Annotated in this window: 14 protein-coding genes and 1 pseudogene; 9 read left to right on the forward strand and 6 right to left on the reverse strand. The window is 63.9% G+C overall.

Annotated elements, in window-relative coordinates; translation table 11 throughout:
* Positions 1–11 precede the first annotated feature (11 nt).
* Both AP428_RS31580 and AP428_RS31585 read right to left on the reverse strand, forming a co-directional pair.
* A complete protein-coding gene (locus tag AP428_RS31580) occupies positions 12–908 on the reverse strand; it encodes an oxidoreductase (protein ID WP_054928640.1) in 897 nt (298 codons plus the stop codon).
* Positions 905–2,125 carry an MFS transporter gene (locus tag AP428_RS31585; protein WP_011549136.1) on the reverse strand — a complete coding sequence of 407 codons (1,221 nt, stop codon included), beginning with the start codon at positions 2,123–2,125 and terminating at the stop codon, positions 905–907. Before AP428_RS31585 ends, AP428_RS31580 begins: the two co-directional genes overlap by 4 nt.
* Positions 2,126–2,263: 138 nt before the next feature.
* Between AP428_RS31585 and gcvA the strand changes: the two genes are divergently transcribed.
* The gene (gene gcvA / locus AP428_RS31590) at positions 2,264–3,208 is read left to right on the forward strand and encodes a transcriptional regulator GcvA (protein ID WP_172593409.1); all 945 of its coding nucleotides are present in this window, start codon (positions 2,264–2,266) and stop codon (positions 3,206–3,208) included.
* 32 nt (positions 3,209–3,240) lie between these two features.
* Here the strand turns inward: gcvA and AP428_RS31595 are convergent, their stop codons facing one another.
* Together AP428_RS31595 and AP428_RS31600 are read right to left on the reverse strand one after the other, a co-directional pair.
* On the reverse strand, positions 3,241–4,407 hold the full coding sequence (locus tag AP428_RS31595; protein WP_011549134.1) for a porin: 1,167 nt from the start codon (positions 4,405–4,407) through the stop codon (positions 3,241–3,243).
* Positions 4,408–5,166: 759 nt separating this feature from the next.
* Positions 5,167–5,631, reverse strand: a complete 465-nt coding sequence (locus tag AP428_RS31600) for a GNAT family N-acetyltransferase (RefSeq protein WP_011549132.1) — start codon at positions 5,629–5,631, stop codon at positions 5,167–5,169.
* A 150-nt stretch (positions 5,632–5,781) separates the two neighbouring features.
* Here AP428_RS31600 and AP428_RS31605 point away from each other — a divergent pair, with 150 nt between their 5' ends.
* From AP428_RS31605 to AP428_RS31630, 6 genes are all read left to right on the forward strand, one after another.
* Positions 5,782–6,444 (forward strand): GntR family transcriptional regulator, encoded by a 663-nt coding sequence (locus AP428_RS31605; RefSeq protein WP_011549131.1) that lies wholly within the window; start codon positions 5,782–5,784, stop codon positions 6,442–6,444.
* Complete coding sequence (locus tag AP428_RS31610; RefSeq protein ID WP_063828185.1) at positions 6,428–7,666, forward strand: dicarboxylate/amino acid:cation symporter; 1,239 nt, start codon at positions 6,428–6,430, stop codon at positions 7,664–7,666. The genes AP428_RS31605 and AP428_RS31610 overlap by 17 nt, the downstream gene beginning before the upstream one ends.
* Before the next feature lie 170 nt (positions 7,667–7,836).
* Complete coding sequence (locus tag AP428_RS31615) at positions 7,837–8,241, forward strand: hypothetical protein (RefSeq protein WP_011549129.1); 405 nt, start codon at positions 7,837–7,839, stop codon at positions 8,239–8,241.
* 257 nt (positions 8,242–8,498) lie between these two features.
* Positions 8,499–8,954 carry a GNAT family N-acetyltransferase gene (locus tag AP428_RS31620; protein WP_011549128.1) on the forward strand — a complete coding sequence of 152 codons (456 nt, stop codon included), beginning with the start codon at positions 8,499–8,501 and terminating at the stop codon, positions 8,952–8,954.
* A gap of 121 nt (positions 8,955–9,075) precedes the next feature.
* Entirely contained in the window at positions 9,076–10,494 is a 1,419-nt protein-coding gene (locus AP428_RS31625; protein ID WP_011549127.1) for an HD domain-containing phosphohydrolase, read from the forward strand.
* Positions 10,495–10,577: 83 nt separating this feature from the next.
* Complete coding sequence (locus tag AP428_RS31630; protein ID WP_054928641.1) at positions 10,578–12,347, forward strand: histidine kinase; 1,770 nt, start codon at positions 10,578–10,580, stop codon at positions 12,345–12,347.
* Positions 12,348–12,394: 47 nt separating this feature from the next.
* On the opposite strand, the gene AP428_RS31635 is transcribed toward AP428_RS31630, so the two are convergent.
* A complete protein-coding gene (locus AP428_RS31635; RefSeq protein WP_041489517.1) occupies positions 12,395–13,510 on the reverse strand; it encodes an alpha/beta fold hydrolase in 1,116 nt (371 codons plus the stop codon).
* Positions 13,511–13,905: 395 nt separating this feature from the next.
* On the opposite strand from AP428_RS31635, the pseudogene AP428_RS31640 reads away from it, so the two are divergent.
* A pseudogene (locus AP428_RS31640) lies at positions 13,906–15,004 on the forward strand (ATP-binding protein).
* 138 nt (positions 15,005–15,142) lie between these two features.
* On the opposite strand, the gene AP428_RS31645 reads toward AP428_RS31640, so the two are convergent.
* A complete protein-coding gene (locus AP428_RS31645; RefSeq protein WP_011549124.1) occupies positions 15,143–15,376 on the reverse strand; it encodes a hypothetical protein in 234 nt (77 codons plus the stop codon).
* A gap of 814 nt (positions 15,377–16,190) precedes the next feature.
* Here AP428_RS31645 and AP428_RS31650 point away from each other — a divergent pair.
* Positions 16,191–17,153, forward strand: coding sequence for a LysR family transcriptional regulator (locus AP428_RS31650; protein ID WP_011549123.1), 963 nt, complete (start codon positions 16,191–16,193; stop codon positions 17,151–17,153).
* The last annotated feature ends 249 nt before the right edge of the window (positions 17,154–17,402 follow it).

Raw genomic sequence — 17,402 nt, forward strand, 5'->3', positions numbered from 1 at the left:
CCTGTCCCGCATTAGCCCGGCCCGTCGCTCGCTGCCGCGAGCAGCGGCACGACCAGATCGCTGATCGGCGTCGGAATGCCATGCTTTCGTCCGTATCGCTGCACGACGCCATTCCGGCAGTCCCATTCGAGCGGATGGTTGCCCTGCCGGTCGGCAAGAATCGACGTACCCAAATCCGGCGGAAAGCCGTGGAATCCATCGACGATCTCCTGCGGCACTTCATCGCCGAGCTTCGCGCCTTCCGCACGCGCGACCTCGAGACATTCCTTCAGGTAGGCGAGCGACAGCTCGGTGATGTCGCTTCGCGAGAACATGCCGGCGCGACGACCGGTCAGCACCATGAGCCCGGCCACGGCGTTCTGCAACAGCTTGCGCCATGCGAGCGAGATGAAATCCTCCGCCACCTCGGGCGCGCAGCGCGTGCCGCGCAAGGCCGAGACCACCACGTTGCTCGCCGGCGTATCGGGCAGGGTGAGGCGAGGCTTGGCCCGCAGCCACACCGACGCGCCCGATTCGCGTTGCGCCGGAAACCAGACGACCGACGGTACGATCGCGGCGCCGGCCGCATACGGTGCGAAGGCGGCTTTTTGCTCGACGCCGTTTTGCAGCACGCAGATGACGGTATTCGCATCGCATAGCGCGGCGACCCACGGTGCCGCGCTCGCCGTCTGCGTCGACTTGACCGCAACGAACACGAGATCGACCGTTTCCTTGACCGCTTGCGGGTCGGTCAGGACCGGCCCGGGCACGACGATCTCGCCGCCATCGAAGCGCAATTTCAATTCCGCGTGCGCCGAGCGGCCGCAGATCACCGGCGTGCGGCCGGCTTCGTGAAGGGCCGCGGCGACGGTCGTGCCGATTGCGCCCGGACCGACGAGCGCGACGGACGGGTAGCCGGATTTCGTCATGGTGTTCCTCCTGTCGGGTCATCCGCCAGATGCGGGCGCAGTGCGAGGGCGAGCGGAAAAATCGCGAGGGCGGTCAACGCGGTCGCATAGGTGGCGCCGTGCACACCGATCCGGTCGCCCAGGAAACCGTAGAGAACGGGCGATAGCGCGCCCGATGCGATCGTCCCCGTATAGAAAATCGCGAATGCGCGCTCGGTGCGCTCGGGTGCGGACAGCTCGGGGACGGTTCCGTACAGCACCGACGAAGTGCCGTTGAGCATCATACCCAGAATCGGCAGCAGCACCATGCTCGGCGCCAACGGGAGATACATCACCGCGATGATGCACGCTGCTGTCCCGCCCTCCGTGAGCAGCACCGTCCTCACCATACCCAGGCGCGCGCCGAGCCAGCCGCACATGAACTTGCCGGCCGCACCGCCAATGAAAACGAGTGCGAGGGCCGTTCCCAGCAGTTGAGGCGAGACGCCCTTTGCCTTCAGCAGGAAAGGCAGAAAGGTAAGCAGTCCCATGCGTACGGCCGTATCGAGCACGCCGATGGAGAACAGCGCGGAGAATCCGCTTTTTCCCGTGCCGCCGCGTTGCGCGGACGCATGCTCTTTCGCCGTCGTGTTCGCGCCGCCGCGCGGCACGGCGGGAAACCAGAGCGCGATGACGGCGGCCACGACGCAGCCCAGCCCGGCGACGATCCATAGCGCATGACGCCATGGCATCAGGGTCACGAGCAGCGAAATGGCGGCCGGCAGCGCCGATTTCCCGAGGTCGCCGGAAAAGTTGTAGATGCTCAGCGGGCCTCTTGCGTCGCGCCCATAGAAGCGGGAGACGGCGCCCGATGCGATCGGATGCTGCGTGCTGGAGCCGCCGCCCGAAATCGCCAGCGCGACGCCCAACCCGAGCAGGCCACCCGACATGCCCGCGAGCGCATAGCCGAGCGCGGCGAGCAGCGTACCGAGTGCGAGCGTCGCGCGGCTGCCCAGGCGTTGCGCGAGACGCCCGGCGGACAACTGCAGCGTCGCCATCGTGCCGGCATAGACGCCGCGCAGGATGGCCAGGGCTGCGAAGTCGAGCCCGAATTCCGACTGCCACACGGGTAGCAACGCGTAGATCATGTCCGTGTAGCCATCGTGCATGGCGTGTGCAACGCACGATAGCCACAGCGCGCGCCGTCGGGGTGGCGCGGTTTCCCGCGTGACGGGAGGGGAAAAAACCGGCAGGCGCATCGTTATTCGCTCCGTGCGAGCGGTGAAGGGAAGCCGCTCGTGGTATCGCTTTCAGCCTCGATGTGTCGATTTTATGGCTGAGAGGATCGTCATTTCAATTGAGCTAAAATCGCATCAATGGAGAGAAAAAGTCACGTCATGAGCGAAAGCCGGGATGTTGCGAAGCACCGGGGCGAGTTACCCCCGCTCAATGCGCTGCGCGCGTTCGATGCGGTCGCGCGACACGGCAGCTTCGCGGGTGCCGCGGCCGAGCTGCATGTGACCCACTGGGCCGTCGGAAAGCAGATCAGGTTGCTGGAGGACTGGTTCGGCCTGCCGTTGTTCGACCGTCGTCCGCGCGGTGTCGCGTTGACCGACGAAGGGGCGGCGTTGCTGAACGACGTCAGCCACGCGTTCGAGCGCCTCGGTACTGCGGTGGTGCGGCTGCGCCACAACACGTTCACGCACCGGATCTCAGGCGTCGTGCGGGTGAACGTGCCGATGAGCTTTGCGTTTTGCTGGCTGCTGCCGCGGCTCGCCGATTTCCATTCGCGGTACCCCGACATCGACGTCAGGGTGTCGACGACATCGCGCAAGCTGCGCTATGTCGCCGACGCTTTCGATATCGGTGTCCGCTCCGGTCCCGAGCAAGGCGCGGGCGTCGTCTCGCGCCCGTTGATGCCCGACCTGCGCGTGCCGGCCTGCAATCCCGCGTTGCTGCGCCAGCATCCGATCCAGAGCGTGGCCGACCTGCGCCATCACACGCTGCTGCATTCGGCCACGACGCGCTCTGCCTGGTCGCACTGGTTGAAGGAGGCGGGCGCGTCCGATCTGCGGGCCGCGCGCCATGTCGAATTCGATCACGTGAATCTTCAGCTTGGCGCGGCCATCGAGGGGCTTGGCGTCGCGCTGGCGTCGCTGCCGCTGATCGGGCGCGATCTCGCCGAGGGGCGCCTCGTGTGTCCCATCGCATCGCCCGTATGGCGCGCTGACGACTACATGCTGGTGACGAACGCCGATCGTGCCGACGATGCCGCGGTGTCCGCGTTCGAGGAATGGATGGAAGGCATGGCGAGCCGGCAGGGCGGCACGACGCCGGAGTAGTGCGGACACTACCCCGGCTTGCGAGTCGGCGATCAGAAGCCGTGGAACATGCCGATGTTGACCTGAACCTGGTTGCCGCCCGACGAGGTGTTGCCGAAGTCGGCAGCCGAAGCCTGCGCGCCCTTGGCATGCACGTAGGCACCCATCGCGTACAGCGCGGTACTCTTCGACAGCGAGTACGTCGCACCCAGCGACACCTGGTTGATCGAGGCCATCGTGCGTCCTTCGGCTGCTTGCGTGGGCGTGGCCGCGGAGCCGTAGACGTACGTGTAACCCGTCGCCAGCGACAGTGCCGGCGTGACCCGGTACTGCAGGAGCGCACCCAGCACGTTGAAGTGGATCGACGGCTGGCCGTCGTTACCCTTGTACTGGGCGTTCGAGTAGCGCAAGCCGGCCGTGTACGGCCCCACCTCGTATTGCGCGGCGACTTGCGCGATGCCCGCGCTCTTGAACGCATTGCCGCCGTTGTAGCCCGAACTCGGATAGCCCAGTGCGCCGCCGAAGCTCGGTTGCGCCGTTGCGTTCGTCCATCCGTTCTCGCCCTGGTTGGCCGCACGGAAGTAGCCGCCGGCGACCGTCAGGCCGCCTTGAGCGTAGGTCGCGGCCGCCGACCACGATTGACCCGACCCCGTTGAACCGGCCACGCCGCCGAACGAGTACGCGGCTTCAGCCTGGAAGCCGTGGATGATCGGCGAGATGTACTTCACCGCGTTGTTCTGGTTCGTCGTGTTGTCGTTGTTGTCGACGTCACCCGGCGTCGAGAAGGTCGACGCGGAAATGGCGTCACCCGTCAGGACCTGAACCATTTCCGTCACGGCGTCGAGCTGGCGCCCCATGCGCAACGCGCCGTACTGACTGGATGCGAGACCCACGTAGGCCTGACGGTTGAACAGCGAACGCGTGGTACCGATCGGCCCTTGGCCGCCGATGCCGCCTGTCGCGATGTTGAAACCATTCTCGATCTTGAATACCGCCTGGAGGCCGCCACCGAGGTCCTCTTGCCCTCGAAGGCCCCACTTGTTCGAGCCCGCGGCGCCGCCATCGAGGCCGAACCGGCTGTGGCCATTGATGTTCGACGTATAGCCGATGCCCGCATCGAGCATGCCATACAGGGTGACCGACGACTGTGCCATTGCTGCCGAGGATGCTGCGAAGGCGGCAACAGCGATAACGCTGATGTTGATCTTCTTGTTTTTCATCTGCATTTCACTGTCAGGAGTGGTTTCGGGATGGGTTGAAACGGCTTGTGTCGTATTCGAATGCAGGTGACGGCGCGCGGCCTGCGCATCGTCACGGTCGCAGCGGCCGGCGTCATATTTGCCACATCGGCATGCCGGCTTCGCTCATTTCGTGATCCTTACAATTTTGTATGGGGAACGTCGTACTGCTCGATCTGTTCTGCACCCCCTGCGTGGCCGCACTTTGCAGGTGCAAAAACCATATCAGGAACATAAATTCCCGTCAAAATTTGTTTGGTATAAGTTAATCTCGTTTGATAGCCGCGCGCTTTACGGGGTTTCCCCTATAAGAACCCGCACGTAGGCGATGTGTTATCGAAGTCCGCGTCATCACGCTGATGCGCCCGACGTCGCCAAGCGAATTCAGGTGGGGTCGTGCGGGGACGACAATCGACTGCACGGAACAGCCATCGCGAGCAACAATCCGGCAGTACCGGTGGTTACCGTTCCATTTGCTTTCGGATTGCGATAATCGAAATGAAAGGCGCGATTGATTAATGCGTGACCGTATAAGTCGTAAGCGCTTTCCGCATGTGATACAGCGGCGGATAGCTTCGGGTGATTCTTCTGTGGGGAAAAGGCGCCGCAAGCGATCTCGATCTTCGCGCGGGCGAACCGGCTCAGGCGGGCGCCGGTTGAACGGGTTTTTCGGGCCGGTAGCCAACTGCGTGACATCGGCCCCCGAATTGCGTTCGAACGAACGTCAGTCGTGGACGAAACTCAGCATTCGATCGGGCGCTGCATTAGATAGAATTTCATGTCGTCGCGGCCATGCAGCGAAATCGGAATCGGATCGCGATTAAAGCCGAGCATTTCATAGAACTGGTAGGCCGACTCGCGTGCCGTGCACCACAGCAGCGTGCCGCGCTGTTCGCGCACGTGGCGAATGGACAGATTGACCAGCAGACGGCCGAACCCCAGACCGCGGACCGACGGATGGACGGCCATGCCGCGCAGGCGCCAGGCTTCCGCGTTCGGCACGCCGGATTGTCCTTCTTTACATACGGATGCCACGGCGACAATAGTGTCGTTGTCACGAACGGCAAAATGCAGGGTGGTTGGCGCGTGATCTCCGTGTAAAGCGCTTCCCTCTTCATCTCCCGCCATCAGGATCGCGGCCCTGAGGGGATAGGTTTCTTCCGCACGGACGGCACAGATGGTAAAGCGCACACCTTGTGAAGTCATATAATTATCGGCTCTCTTCGTGACGCAGATTTTCTTCCAGTTTTCTTTCGGTATACCCACTCGCAAAATTAGCAGTTGCCGTGCGTTACCAGTAAGGGTAATTTCCTATCCGTCACTTCTTTTACAATCATACGCTAACTGCGATCACAGATGACGTCGAAAGTCTCGACAGATGCAGAGCTTGCCTACGAGGAGATCCGAGCGAGGATCTTTGACGGCCGCTTTGCGCCCGGGCAGAAAGTATCCCACCGGGGCCTGTCCGACGAACTCGGCTTCGGCCAAATGCCCGTGCGCAGCGCATTGCATTTGCTCGAATCCGAAGGGTTGGTCGTCGTCATCGAAAAGAGTGGCACCTATGTTGCGTCGCCGACTACCAGCGATCTCCGCGAAATTTTCGAAATGCGGCTGGCCCTGGAGAGTACCGCGGCGTTTCTTGCAGCGAGGTCGGGCGTGACGGCAGGCCTTCGCGACGCGGCAGCAAAAATGCAGGAACTGCTTGACCGGGACGTCGCGGACATCATGCTCGAGCAACGTATCGGCTGGGTGTTTCATCAGGAGTTGTTCGCCGCCGCACGGAACGTGCGTATCTCATCGGCGTATGGTCTATTGCGAGCCCAGACCCTGGCCCTGAACGAACTCCCGCGTGGCGACGCTGAAACCGTTCGGCGCGGCACGATCGAACACCTGCACATCTTTCACGCAATCGAAGCGAACGACGGCGAGCTGGCGCGTCAGCATATGTGGAATCACATCGTTGACGGTACGCCGGCACGGATCAAACTGCTAAAGGCACGGCATGAACACGAAAAATAAAGGGCTTTCCCTCCCGATGCAAATGCTTGGCGGGCTTGTCCTGGGCGCCGCTTGCGGCGTATTTGCTCCAGGCTTTGCCGCGAAGCTGGGCTTTCTGAGCGCGATGTTCGGCCACGCGATCAAGATGGTCGTCATGCCGCTGATTTTCCTGTCGGTCACGGTCGGGGTCTTTCGTGCGGGCCGGCTTCGCGAGCGGCTCGGCAAGGTCGCACTGTCGAGTATCGGCTTCTTCGTGTTGATGACGGGTCTGGCCGCCTCGCTTGGCCTGCTGCTCAACTTTGCATTTCGACCGGGTCTCGGGGCGAGCATGGTTCAGTCCGGATCGATGCCCGCCGCGCTTGCGTCCAGTATCGACTGGACGAAATTCCTCGTCGATCTGATCCCCGCCAACATCGTCGCTGCGCTCGCCGCGGGGAATTCGCTCCCCGTGCTGGTTTTCGGGGTGATTTTCGGGGCGGCCCTGGCGGCCGCGCCGGAGCGTGCCGAGCCCGCGATTGCCGTTTTCGAGGCGCTGCTGTCGGGATTGTTCAAGATGGTCCAGTGGGTGATCGCATGGTCGCCGCTCGCGATCTTTGCCGCGATCGCGCAGCTGTTGTCGGCCAAGGGGTTCACCGGCGCGCACTCGCTTGTCGAGCTTCTGGGCGTCGCCTATCTCGGCATGGCGATTCTGGCGGTCGTCCTCACCATCGTCATTCGCGTCGCCGGTCAGTCGCCGCTCGCCGTTCTCAGGAAGGTGAAGGAGCCGCTGATCCTGGGTTTCACGACGCGTTCGTCCGAAATTACCTACCCGTTGCACCTGAAGAAGCTGGTTGAATTGGGCGTGCCCTACGGCGTGGCGTCCACGATCTTGCCGCTGGCCTACATTTTCAATCGCGACGGCGCGGTACTTTACACGGCCCTTGCGGTCGGCTACCTGGCCGATGCCTATCATCTCGTCTGGTCCTGGCCGCTGGTGATCACGATCCTGATCTTGACGATCATCACCATCGACGGCGCGGCCAATGTGCCCTCCGGGGCGATCGTCGCCATCACCATCGTTCTCACGTCGATCGGGTTGCCGGCCGATGCGGTGCTGCTGCTGCTGGGCGTCGATGCCTTTTTCGACATGGGGCGGACCGCCCTGAACGTCTACGGGAGCACGGCCGCCGCCGCAGTTGCGGTGAGGCTGTCCGGTTCAGACAGTATCGCCGCGGAAACCGTACCCCGGCAGGCAAGCGTGTAGGGGCTTCGGAAGCGACGGGCGGTGCGCGTTTCAATGTCGCGCCTGCCCATTATCAGGCGCTGGCGTACGTCTATTCGAACCTTGAGGCAGGCGGGAAAAGCAGGATGGGATGAACGTACGTTCTTATCAAGTTTCAGTGGGTGGAGCGACGTATTTTTTGCCGGAGAAACATGATGATTGGTTCAGAGTCCGCAGCTTTTTTCATGCTGCGCCTAGGCACGCCGCATCCTTCGTGGGCATTCACTGACGACAGCAACATGCTCGGCATCGGCGATTGCGACGGCGTGATGAGTGCCATGTTCGAACTGGATCGCAACCAGGTCGCGCGGATCAGAAGACTGGGTCAGTCGGTGGAGCGAATCAGGTGTACGTGCGAACGCGCTGGCCGGGAGCTGCACTTTTATCTCCATGGCAGGCAGGTATCCCAAGGCGTGTGGGTTGGCGTCGCGTCGGCCGATCCCGACTATCTTCCGACTGACGAGATGATCGCAACATGGGAAGTACCGAAGCCCGACGATGCGTTCAGGTCGACGGGCGCGGGCGCAGACCTGATCGCATCGCTTAGCCTGGCCTAAACTGCGATCACAGATTGTCGGGCGTACGCCGTTCAATGCATGTGGTTCTGGCACACACCAACCTCGGATCGCCAGAACCGTTTTGCTGGCCAGGGCATCGGCCAGCGCTTTTTATTCCTTGAGCCGATTGCATCGGCTCGCTTGCGTCATGCTCACGGATCGGGGGCGTGACGTGCTGCACCGAAGTCCCCGTCGAAACCCGGCTGGCGCCGCCGCGCCACGCCGGGTACGCGCTCCCGCACGAATCCCGCCGCTCGATGACAACGACCCTGACCTTCCTCCCCGTCACGCAAGCCGACGCCGACGCCCTCGTCGCGATCCGCATCGCCGCGATGCGCGACAGCCTCGAGCGCATCGGCCGTTTCGATCCGCAGCGTGCGCGCGACCGGTTTCTCGCGTCGTTCGACCCGGCGCTCTGCCGCTTCATCGAAGCCGGCCATTCGCGTGCGGGTTTCTATACGCTCCGCCCGATGGCGGATCACTGGTTGCTCGACCACCTGTATATCGTGCCCGCGCATCAGGGCAAGGGTATTGGCGCCGCCGTGCTGCGCGAGATATTTGCTGCCGCCGACGAACGACGGATGCCCGTTCGCGTCGGCGCATTGCGCGGCAGCGACTCGAACCGCTTCTACGAACGGCACGGCTTCGTGCGAACCGATGAAGCGGAATGGGACATCTACTATCGGCGCGAACCGGGCACGGCAGCGACGTAGCGTTCGCGTGATGCATTCCGGTTGAAATCGGCACGCACGTATTAGCGTTTTCACCCATGTGGAAAACGCGGCGTCGGCCGATGTTGCAGAGAGGGCGTAAATAATTGATCCGAGGCCGATTATGACGACATCTGCAACAAACGGCGTGAATGCCGTGGCGCCCGAAACGTCCGACACCGCAGCCGCATCCGCATCCGTTGAAGTGCCCCGCGTCCCGTCGATCCTGCTGGTCGACGACGAACCGAACGTGGTGTCGGCGCTCCGGCGCGTATTCCGGCCCGCCGGCTACGACATCGTGACTGCCGACAGTGGCGAGACGGCGCTCGAGATCCTGGCGTCGACCGACATCGACCTGATCGTGTCCGACATGCGGATGCCGCACATGAGCGGCGCGGAATTCCTGGCGCGTGCACGGGCGCTGTACCCGGACACGATGCGCATCTTGCTGACCGGCTATGCGGAGCTCGCGTCGGTCGTGCAGGCCGTCAACGAAGGCGGCGTGTATCGCTACCTGAACAAGCCGTGGGACGATCACGACCTGCTGCTGACCATCGAGCAGGCGCTGGAACAGCGCCGTCTGCGTCGCGAAGCGGCCCGGCTGGCGGCGCTGACGGAGGCGCAGAACGAAGCACTGCGCCGTTTCAATACGGACCTCGAAACGCAGGTTCGCGCACGCACCGAGGAACTCGGCCAGACGGTGATGTTTCTCGAAGCGGCGCAAAGCGACCTGAAAAGTAGTTTCACGGCGATGGTTCAGGTGTGCGCAAGCATGATCGAGCTGCGCTGCGGGGCCGCGAGCGGGCACGCGATGCGGGTGGGCGAGATCGCGCGCCGGCTCGCGCTGGCGTCGGGGATGAGCGAACTGCATGCGCAGGACGTCTACTTCGCGGGGCTGTTGCACGGCATCGGCAAGCTGTCGCTGCCGGACGAATTGCTGCACAAGCCGCTCGCGCGGATGACGACGGACGAGCATCGCGTGTTTCAGGAGCATCCGTTGCGTGCGCAGATGGTGCTGACGCCGGTCGCCCAGTTGCACAAGGTTGCATCGATCGTGCTGCACCAGTACGAGCGCTTCAACGGCCGCGGCACGCCGGACGGGCTGGTCGGCGATGCGATCCCGATCGGGTCGCGGATCGTCGCGATCGCGCGCGACTTCGAAGGGTTGCGCCACGGCGAAATCGGTGCGCCGCATTCGATCGAGCAGGCGATCGACGTGTTGCGCTCGCAGGCGAGCGTGCGTTACGACCCGCAACTGGTTGCAGGCTTCATCGAGTTGATGCGGGACCCGGCGAGCCTCGGCATCGCGGCGTCCGTCGCGGAAATCCGGTCGGCGCAACTGCGCGAAGGGATGGAGCTTGCCGACGATCTGCGCACGCATCGCGGCGTGTTGCTGATGACGAAAGGCAGCGTGATGTCCGCGCATCAGATCGAGCTCGTGCGTCGCTTCGAAACGCGGGAGGGCACGCCGTTCGACATTCTCGTGCTGGCCGGGCCGGCTGCACAGGCGCATGCACCCAACGCAGGCGTGCCGCCGGCCTGACATCGAACGTCGGCCTGATGGCCGCGGGACGGGCGCTTGCCCCCGCCGCGGCGATGCACTCAACCCGTTGCGGGCGCCCGATCATGCATGGCATCTACAACCTTCCGCTCGTCGTGCTGTCGCTCGCGATCGCGACGCTGGCGTCGTATACGACGCTCGACCTCGCCGCGTTCATCTCGCTGCTCGACGATCCGAAGCTCAAGCGCGCGTGGCTCGGCGGCGGCGCGGCGGCGATGGGCACCGGAATCTGGTCGATGCATTTCGTCGGCATGCTCGCGTTTTCGTTGCCGGTGCCGCTCGGCTATGCGTGGCAGGAAACGGGCGCGTCGCTGGCGATCGCGGTGCTCGTATCGTATTTCGCGCTGAACGTCGTCACGCGCGCACGGCTGGGCTGGCGGCGGCTGTGCATGGGCGGTGTGCTGATGGGCGGCGGGATCGCCGGCATGCACTACACGGGGATGGCCGCGATGCACATGCAGCCCGGCATTCGCTACGATGCCGCGCTGTTCGCCGCGTCGATCGGCATCGCGGTGATCGCATCGACGGCCGCGTTGTGGATTGCACAGGCGTTGCGCATGCAGCAGGCGCGCCACGCGACCGCGCAACGTATCGGCGCGGCCGTCATCATGGGCCTCGCGATTACCGGCATGCACTACACGGCGATGGCGGCCGCGCATTTCGCGCCGGATGCGCGGTGCGGCGCCGCGAACGGCGTCGACGCGCCGTGGCTCGCGACCACCGTCGCGTTGTTTACGATGGCGACGCTGGTCGTCACGCTGCTGGTGTGCCGTTTCGATGCGCGCACAACTTTCCTGCGCGGGATGACCGACACGCTCGAACGGCTCGTGCGGGTGCGAACCGGCGAACTCGAACGCGCGCTGTACAGCTACGAGCAAACGACACGGATGCTGCAACGCACGCGCGAGAACATGGCGGCCGAGATCGACGAGCGCAAGGCCGCGCACGCGCTGCTCGAACAGGAGAAGGACGAACAGCGGCGCCTGCTGCATGCGCTCGAGGAAACCCACGAGCAGTTGCTGCAGTCGGAAAAACTCGCGTCGATCGGCCAGCTCGCCGCCGGCGTCGCGCACGAGATCAACAATCCGATCGGCTTCGTCAGCGCGAACCTCAATACGTTGAAGACGTGGGTGCGCAGCCTGCTCGACGTGGTCGCCGCGCATGAAGCCGCGCTGCCGCAGCTCGATCCGGCCACCCGCGACGCGTTGACGGCCGTGCACCGCGCGGTGGATCTCGACTACGTCCGCGACGAGATCGCGATGCTGATCGACGAGTCGATCGACGGCGCGCTGCGCGTGCGGCGCATCGTGCAGGACCTGCGCGATTTTTCCCGCCCGGCCAGCGACGAATGGAGCGTGGTCGATCTGCATGCGGGCCTCCAGAGCACGCTCAACGTCGTCCACAACGAGCTCAAGTACAAGGCCGACATCGTGCGCGATTACGGCGACGTCCCGCACGTCGAATGCCTGCCGTCGCAATTGAACCAGGTCTTCATGAACCTGCTGGTCAACGCGGCGCAGGCGATTCCGGAGCGCGGCGTGATCACGATCCGTACGTCGAGCGACGGCGATCAGGTGTCGATCGCGATCAGCGATACCGGCGCCGGCATGACGCCCGACGTCGTCCGGCGGATCTTCGATCCGTTCTTCACGACGAAACCGGTCGGGCAGGGCACGGGGCTCGGGCTGTCGGTATCGCACGGCATCGTCGAGCGTCATCGCGGCACCATCGACGTGACCAGCGAGCCGGGGCGCGGCACGACCTTCCGGATACGGTTGCCGGTTCGGCGTGCCGGCGACCGCGCGAGCGCGGCAGCGCTGGAGCAGCGGGCATGACGTCATGACGGCGGACGCTCGCGAGCGGCCGCTGCGAGCGTCGTGCGTCACGCCAATCGCTTGCGGCGCTGACGACGAAAGAAATGCCAGAACATCGCGGTCGCGTCCGGCCCCTTGGCGGAATGGAACGGCTCGCTCGGGTCTCCGCCGCTCCACGCATGCGGCAGCCGGCGGACGATGCACACCCTGACGACCAGCCGGCCGCCCTTCAGATAATCGATGTAGTCCGCATCGTCCTGCGCGTAGCTGCGTTGCTCGCCGATGCGGATCGCCCCGTGTTCGTCGACGAGCCGGTTGAGCCGCGCGAACGCGATGCCGAGCTGCGTCGCGTTCCGGTCGGTCACGACCGTATCGAGCGCGCCATGGATGACGAGGGCCGGCATGCCGGGATAGGACGCGACGTCGGCGCACGCGTCGAGCGCGGCGACCGGATCGTCGCGGAGCCCGCGACGCATCAGGCTCATCGCGGCCATCGTCGACGACGGCGGCGCGATGGCCGGGCCGGAGTGCAGGCCGACGGCCGCGAAACGGTCGGGATACCGGAGCGCCAGCGCCGCGGCGAGCCCGGCGCCGGCGGACAGGCCGGCCACGTAGATCCGGTCGCGATCGAAGCCGTGGCGCCGCACGATGGCGTCGACCAGCGACGCGACGGCCGCGGCTTCGGACTCGGTCGCGTCGCCATGCCAGTGCCAGCAGCGGTGCGCATGGGTCGTCTTGGCCTGTTCGGGAAACAGCACGGCGAACCCCGCGCGCTCGGCCAGACGGCAGATGCGCGTGCCCGCGGCGAACGATTCGGCGGTCTGCTTGCAGCCGTGCAGCATGACGACCGCCGGCATGCCCGCTGTTTTGGCAGGTGCGGCGGGAAGATACAGCGCGTACGCAAGATGGTTCACGAGCCGGCCGGCGCTCGGGCCGGCGGAATGAAACGAGCGCAGCCAGGTGCCGGGCGGCTCGACCGATGGCGCGCGTGCGGCGGGCGCGGCGCCCGTTCGTTTGGCGGCAGGGGCGGCGACGGCCGGCTTGATGGTGCGTTGAACGACCTTCTTGGCGGCTTTTGGGGCGGCCGGTCGCGGCTTGCCGGCGCGCTTCTTCGGCCGCGCACCGGTCGCGATGGAAAACAGTTCGAGATGCCGCAGCCAGAGGCTGGATTTCTTCCTGGGCATGTGCAGTTTCGTGCCGGCGGCCGGCCGTGACGGGAAGAGGCGGCCGACTCCACCGTCGGATGGAAGTCGAACGGGCGCGAAGCAAGGTTCGTGCTGCCGGTGCCGCGGCAACCGAAAGGCGGCGCCCGGCGGAACGGGGGTGACGCGCATCGATTATCGGCGATGCTAGCCGCCCGACGTGACGGGCGTGCGAATCGAAGCCTACTTCGGCCCTGAAAAGGACCATGGTGCATCCGGAATCGTCCGGTCCGCCGGGCCCTGGCCGCCGGGCGTTCACCGCCCGCGCAGTCGGAAATGACGACGGCGGCGATCGAATCGTCGGATAACGCCGTTATTCAGTGATATCGTGCGGTTCGACAGAAGCGTCCAACGTTCATTCCGTTGTGAGGGGCGATATGCGTCTTGCTGATTTCATCGTACGGAACATGGAAACGATCCTGGTGCAGTGGGAAGCCGTTGTTACCGGCCGCGAGGCACATGAACTCGCAGGGGCTACGCGACCACGCGCGCGAGATCCTGACCGCCGTCGCCAAGGACATCGCGACCCCGCAAACGCGGGAAGCGCAACACGAAAAATCGCTGGGGCGCGCCCCCGAGCCGGCGAACGCCAGCGAGACGGCCGCCCAGACGCATGCCGTTCTGCGCGCCCGGCGGGGCTTCAACATCAACCAGCTGGCAGCCGAGTATCGGGCGCTGCGTGCCAGTGTGCTGCGGCTGTGGATCGACGCGTGTCAGCCGGGGGCGCCTGACATGGACGACATGATCCGGTTCAACGAAGCGATCGATCAAGCGCTGGCCGAATCAGTCTCTTTTTTTACCGAACAGGTCGAACAGGCGCGCAACCTGCTTCTCGGCATGCTGAGTCACGACATGCGCACGCCGCTGCAGACCATCCAGCTCACGGCGTCGTATCTTGCCGCCCTCAATGCGGGTGAGGAAGTATCGGAGGCCGCCGCTCGGCTGATCAGAAGCGGCGGCCGCATGCAGGGCCTTCTCGATGACCTCTGCGATTTCAATCGCACCCAGCTCGGGCTGGGCATCAACGTCGTTCCCCGCAATATCGATCTCGCACATGTGCTCGACAATGTGGTGGACGAGTTGCGGGCCGGTCATCCGGATCGCGAAATTACCGTCGATATGCGCGGCGATCTCCGGGGTGAGTGGGACGACCAGCGAATGCAGCAGTTGCTGAGCAATGCCATCAAGTATGGCGCGCGCGATACACCGGTGCGGGTGGTGGCCACGACGACCGGCGATGAAGTGTTCGTCGAGGTCGGCAACAGCGGGCCAGCGATCGATCCGCGCACGCTCGACCGCATTTTCGATCCGCTCGAGCGCGGGGAAGCGCGTCAGGGAAGGAAGGGTGACGATGCCGGCTTGGGGCTCGGCTTGTTCATCGCGCGGGAAATCGCCAAGGCGCATCGCGGCCGGATCGACGCGCGGTCCGATCAGACGGAAACCGTGTTCGCGGTGCGGCTGCCGAGAGGTGTATGAAGCGGGGAGCGCGGGCCGGGGGATGATTCGCCGTCGGGCTTGCGGTCGGCGGTGGCGAGAGGCCGCTACCGGCCACGAACGGCCGTCCGACACAGCTTTTTAGATCGTCGGCAATCGGTGCGGATAAGGGCGTAGCCTTTAGCGGTTACCGTCGATCAGATCGTTCAGCAGCGCATCGAACGCGGCCTGTGCGTCTTCAAGTTCCTGCAGGGCGGCATCAAAGGTTTGCAGCGCGAACGGCGAAGGCTCGCCGCTGCCTTGCGGCGGAAATTGCTTCTGCATCGAGGCGAACGTACTCTGCACGCGCAGCGTGGCGGCCACCATGCGCTCCATCGCCTGGGTTTCTTCGGCTCGGGCCTGTTCCGGATTCATTCCTCTCTCCTTGGATGGTTTTCTTGAAGACCAGATCGTACACGCTGTGTCCGTTCTTGCCGCCCTTGGCAGAACGACTCCGTTGAAGGTTCCAACGGCACGCTGCGGGAGAAGCGATTTAATCGGGAATGATTCCGCAGTCGCGCCGAGGCCAAGATACTCATCGAGCGAGGCTATAAAATCCCGCCGCAGGTCACAACGATTGGCCGCTTTGGATAAGTCTGAAGGGCCGTCCTGGGTCGGCTGTTGCCGCCCATGTCGGGCAGCAGTCGGCCTCGACAGTCGTAGGCAATCGCTCTCAAGCAGCCATTCGAACGTCGACTGTACCTTGCCAAAGGACACACGCGTGCCAATCGTATCCGTCGCGGCACGCCACGCCCTGAACGCGAAGGCGCGAATATGGGCGTGTCCGATCGTCTTGGGACACGCACACCGGACACCGGTCGATGCCGTGGCGCTTGACCCGGAATGCGACTCGGTCGCCGCTCGCCGCTACCGATAAACGGCCCGTGGCTGCGCTGGCGGGCGACAACTAAATTGACGCGAGCAGAATCATGCGCCTGGCTGACTGTGCGTCACGCCACGAGCAGACAAACGGCAGCGTGTACCCTAGACTCTTGCCGCAATGACCATCGAGTGGCCGGAGGCGGTCAACGAGAGCATCCGAGTCAGGGACGACATCGCCTTTGTCCATTTGATCAGCATCCGAGCGAGTCCCGAAAGGTTGGGCAACCGCATGGAAGCGTTGCTGCGGCAAAGCCGCTCGGCCGTCGCGGTGAAGCCTGTGAACGATAGAAGTATCCAAGGATGCTGTATGGCGACCAAGCTGTCATTTGAAGTTCTCGAAGTTTTGGATGCAATTGACCGGACCGGTACATTCGCCGAGGCGGCCGAGTTGTTGCATAGAGTTCCGTCCACGCTCACTTACCTTGTGCAAAAGCTGGAAAGCGACATGGATGTCGAACTGTTCGATCGCAGCGGCAGACGGACGAGACTCACGGAAGCGGGTCGTGCTGTTGTGGAAGATGGGCGTCGACTTTTAGACGCGGCTCGACACCTGGAGGCCAAAGCAAAAGGCATTCGAGACAGTTGGGAATCGGAGCTTCGACTATGCGTCGATGCAATCTTGCCAATCCAGTCCTTGTGGCCGTATGTCCATGCCTTCTACGACCTGGAGATGAATACCCAGCTAAGTCTTTCCACCGAGGTGCTTGGGGGCGTGTGGGATGCCCTGGTTACGCGGCGTGCCGATCTCGCGATAGGGGCGTTCGGCGAGCCGCCGCATGCCGCCAATATTGCGGCCCGGCCAATCGGAACCCTCCGGCACGTTTTTGTCGTGGCTCCGGACCATCCACTCGCCCGCATCCCCGAGCCGTTGGAGAGCGAAACGATCGCAGGATATCGAGGTGTTGTCATCAGTGACACTTCTCGCGAACTGCAACGGCAATCTGTGGCCACCCGTGACGGACAGCCACTGGTCATCGTGCCGACGCTCGCAGCTAAACTGCAAGCACTGTGTGAAGGTATCGCTGTCGGGATGCTGCCTGATTTCGTAGCGAAAGAACCGATACACGAAGGCAGGCTGGTCGCGCGTCGCATTGTGGGTGTGCGCGAGTTCACGAATGGCTACCTCGCTTGGCGCGAGGACAAGGTAGGGAACGCTTTAAACTGGTGGATTGCGCAACTAGACAGCACCGATCTGCTTGAACGGCTCTTGACGCCGCGTCAAGAGAGTAAAGGGCAGCCCGGGACGGCCACTTGCGCAGTCCGTTACTAAAGCGCGGCGTAACAGCCCATCAGTGCTAATGTCCGAGGATCTTCGCCGGTGCATGCAGTTGGACAGCCGAAGATCAGCTTGGCACTGAACCTTGCCGTTGAGTTGCCGAGGCATCCAATGGCTGCAGCGGATCGAACTGCGATGGTCGCACATTGCAGAGCATTGGCCGGCCATGTTCGGCCAGTTTCGGTCACTCGACGGTGCGGCCGGATTTGGTGACAATCAGCCGTTCTGCTCGTTTAGGCACGT

Origin of the sequence: Burkholderia sp. E168m22 (assembly GCF_001319805.1) — a bacterium.
Classification (GTDB): domain Bacteria; phylum Pseudomonadota; class Gammaproteobacteria; order Burkholderiales; family Burkholderiaceae; genus Burkholderia; species Burkholderia orbicola.

Coding starts and splice junctions, on each gene's coding strand:
- AP428_RS31580 (WP_054928640.1), bottom strand. CDS start 908: ATGACGAAATCCGGCTACCCGTCCGTCGCGCTCGTCGGTCCGGGCGCA.
- AP428_RS31585 (WP_011549136.1), bottom strand. CDS start 2,125: ATGCGCCTGCCGGTTTTTTCCCCTCCCGTCACGCGGGAAACCGCGCCA.
- gcvA (WP_172593409.1), top strand. CDS start 2,264: ATGAGCGAAAGCCGGGATGTTGCGAAGCACCGGGGCGAGTTACCCCCG.
- AP428_RS31595 (WP_011549134.1), bottom strand. CDS start 4,407: ATGAAAAACAAGAAGATCAACATCAGCGTTATCGCTGTTGCCGCCTTC.
- AP428_RS31600 (WP_011549132.1), bottom strand. CDS start 5,631: ATGACTTCACAAGGTGTGCGCTTTACCATCTGTGCCGTCCGTGCGGAA.
- AP428_RS31605 (WP_011549131.1), top strand. CDS start 5,782: ATGACGTCGAAAGTCTCGACAGATGCAGAGCTTGCCTACGAGGAGATC.
- AP428_RS31610 (WP_063828185.1), top strand. CDS start 6,428: ATGAACACGAAAAATAAAGGGCTTTCCCTCCCGATGCAAATGCTTGGC.
- AP428_RS31615 (WP_011549129.1), top strand. CDS start 7,837: ATGATGATTGGTTCAGAGTCCGCAGCTTTTTTCATGCTGCGCCTAGGC.
- AP428_RS31620 (WP_011549128.1), top strand. CDS start 8,499: ATGACAACGACCCTGACCTTCCTCCCCGTCACGCAAGCCGACGCCGAC.
- AP428_RS31625 (WP_011549127.1), top strand. CDS start 9,076: ATGACGACATCTGCAACAAACGGCGTGAATGCCGTGGCGCCCGAAACG.
- AP428_RS31630 (WP_054928641.1), top strand. CDS start 10,578: ATGCATGGCATCTACAACCTTCCGCTCGTCGTGCTGTCGCTCGCGATC.
- AP428_RS31635 (WP_041489517.1), bottom strand. CDS start 13,510: ATGCCCAGGAAGAAATCCAGCCTCTGGCTGCGGCATCTCGAACTGTTT.
- AP428_RS31645 (WP_011549124.1), bottom strand. CDS start 15,376: ATGAATCCGGAACAGGCCCGAGCCGAAGAAACCCAGGCGATGGAGCGC.
- AP428_RS31650 (WP_011549123.1), top strand. CDS start 16,191: ATGGCGACCAAGCTGTCATTTGAAGTTCTCGAAGTTTTGGATGCAATT.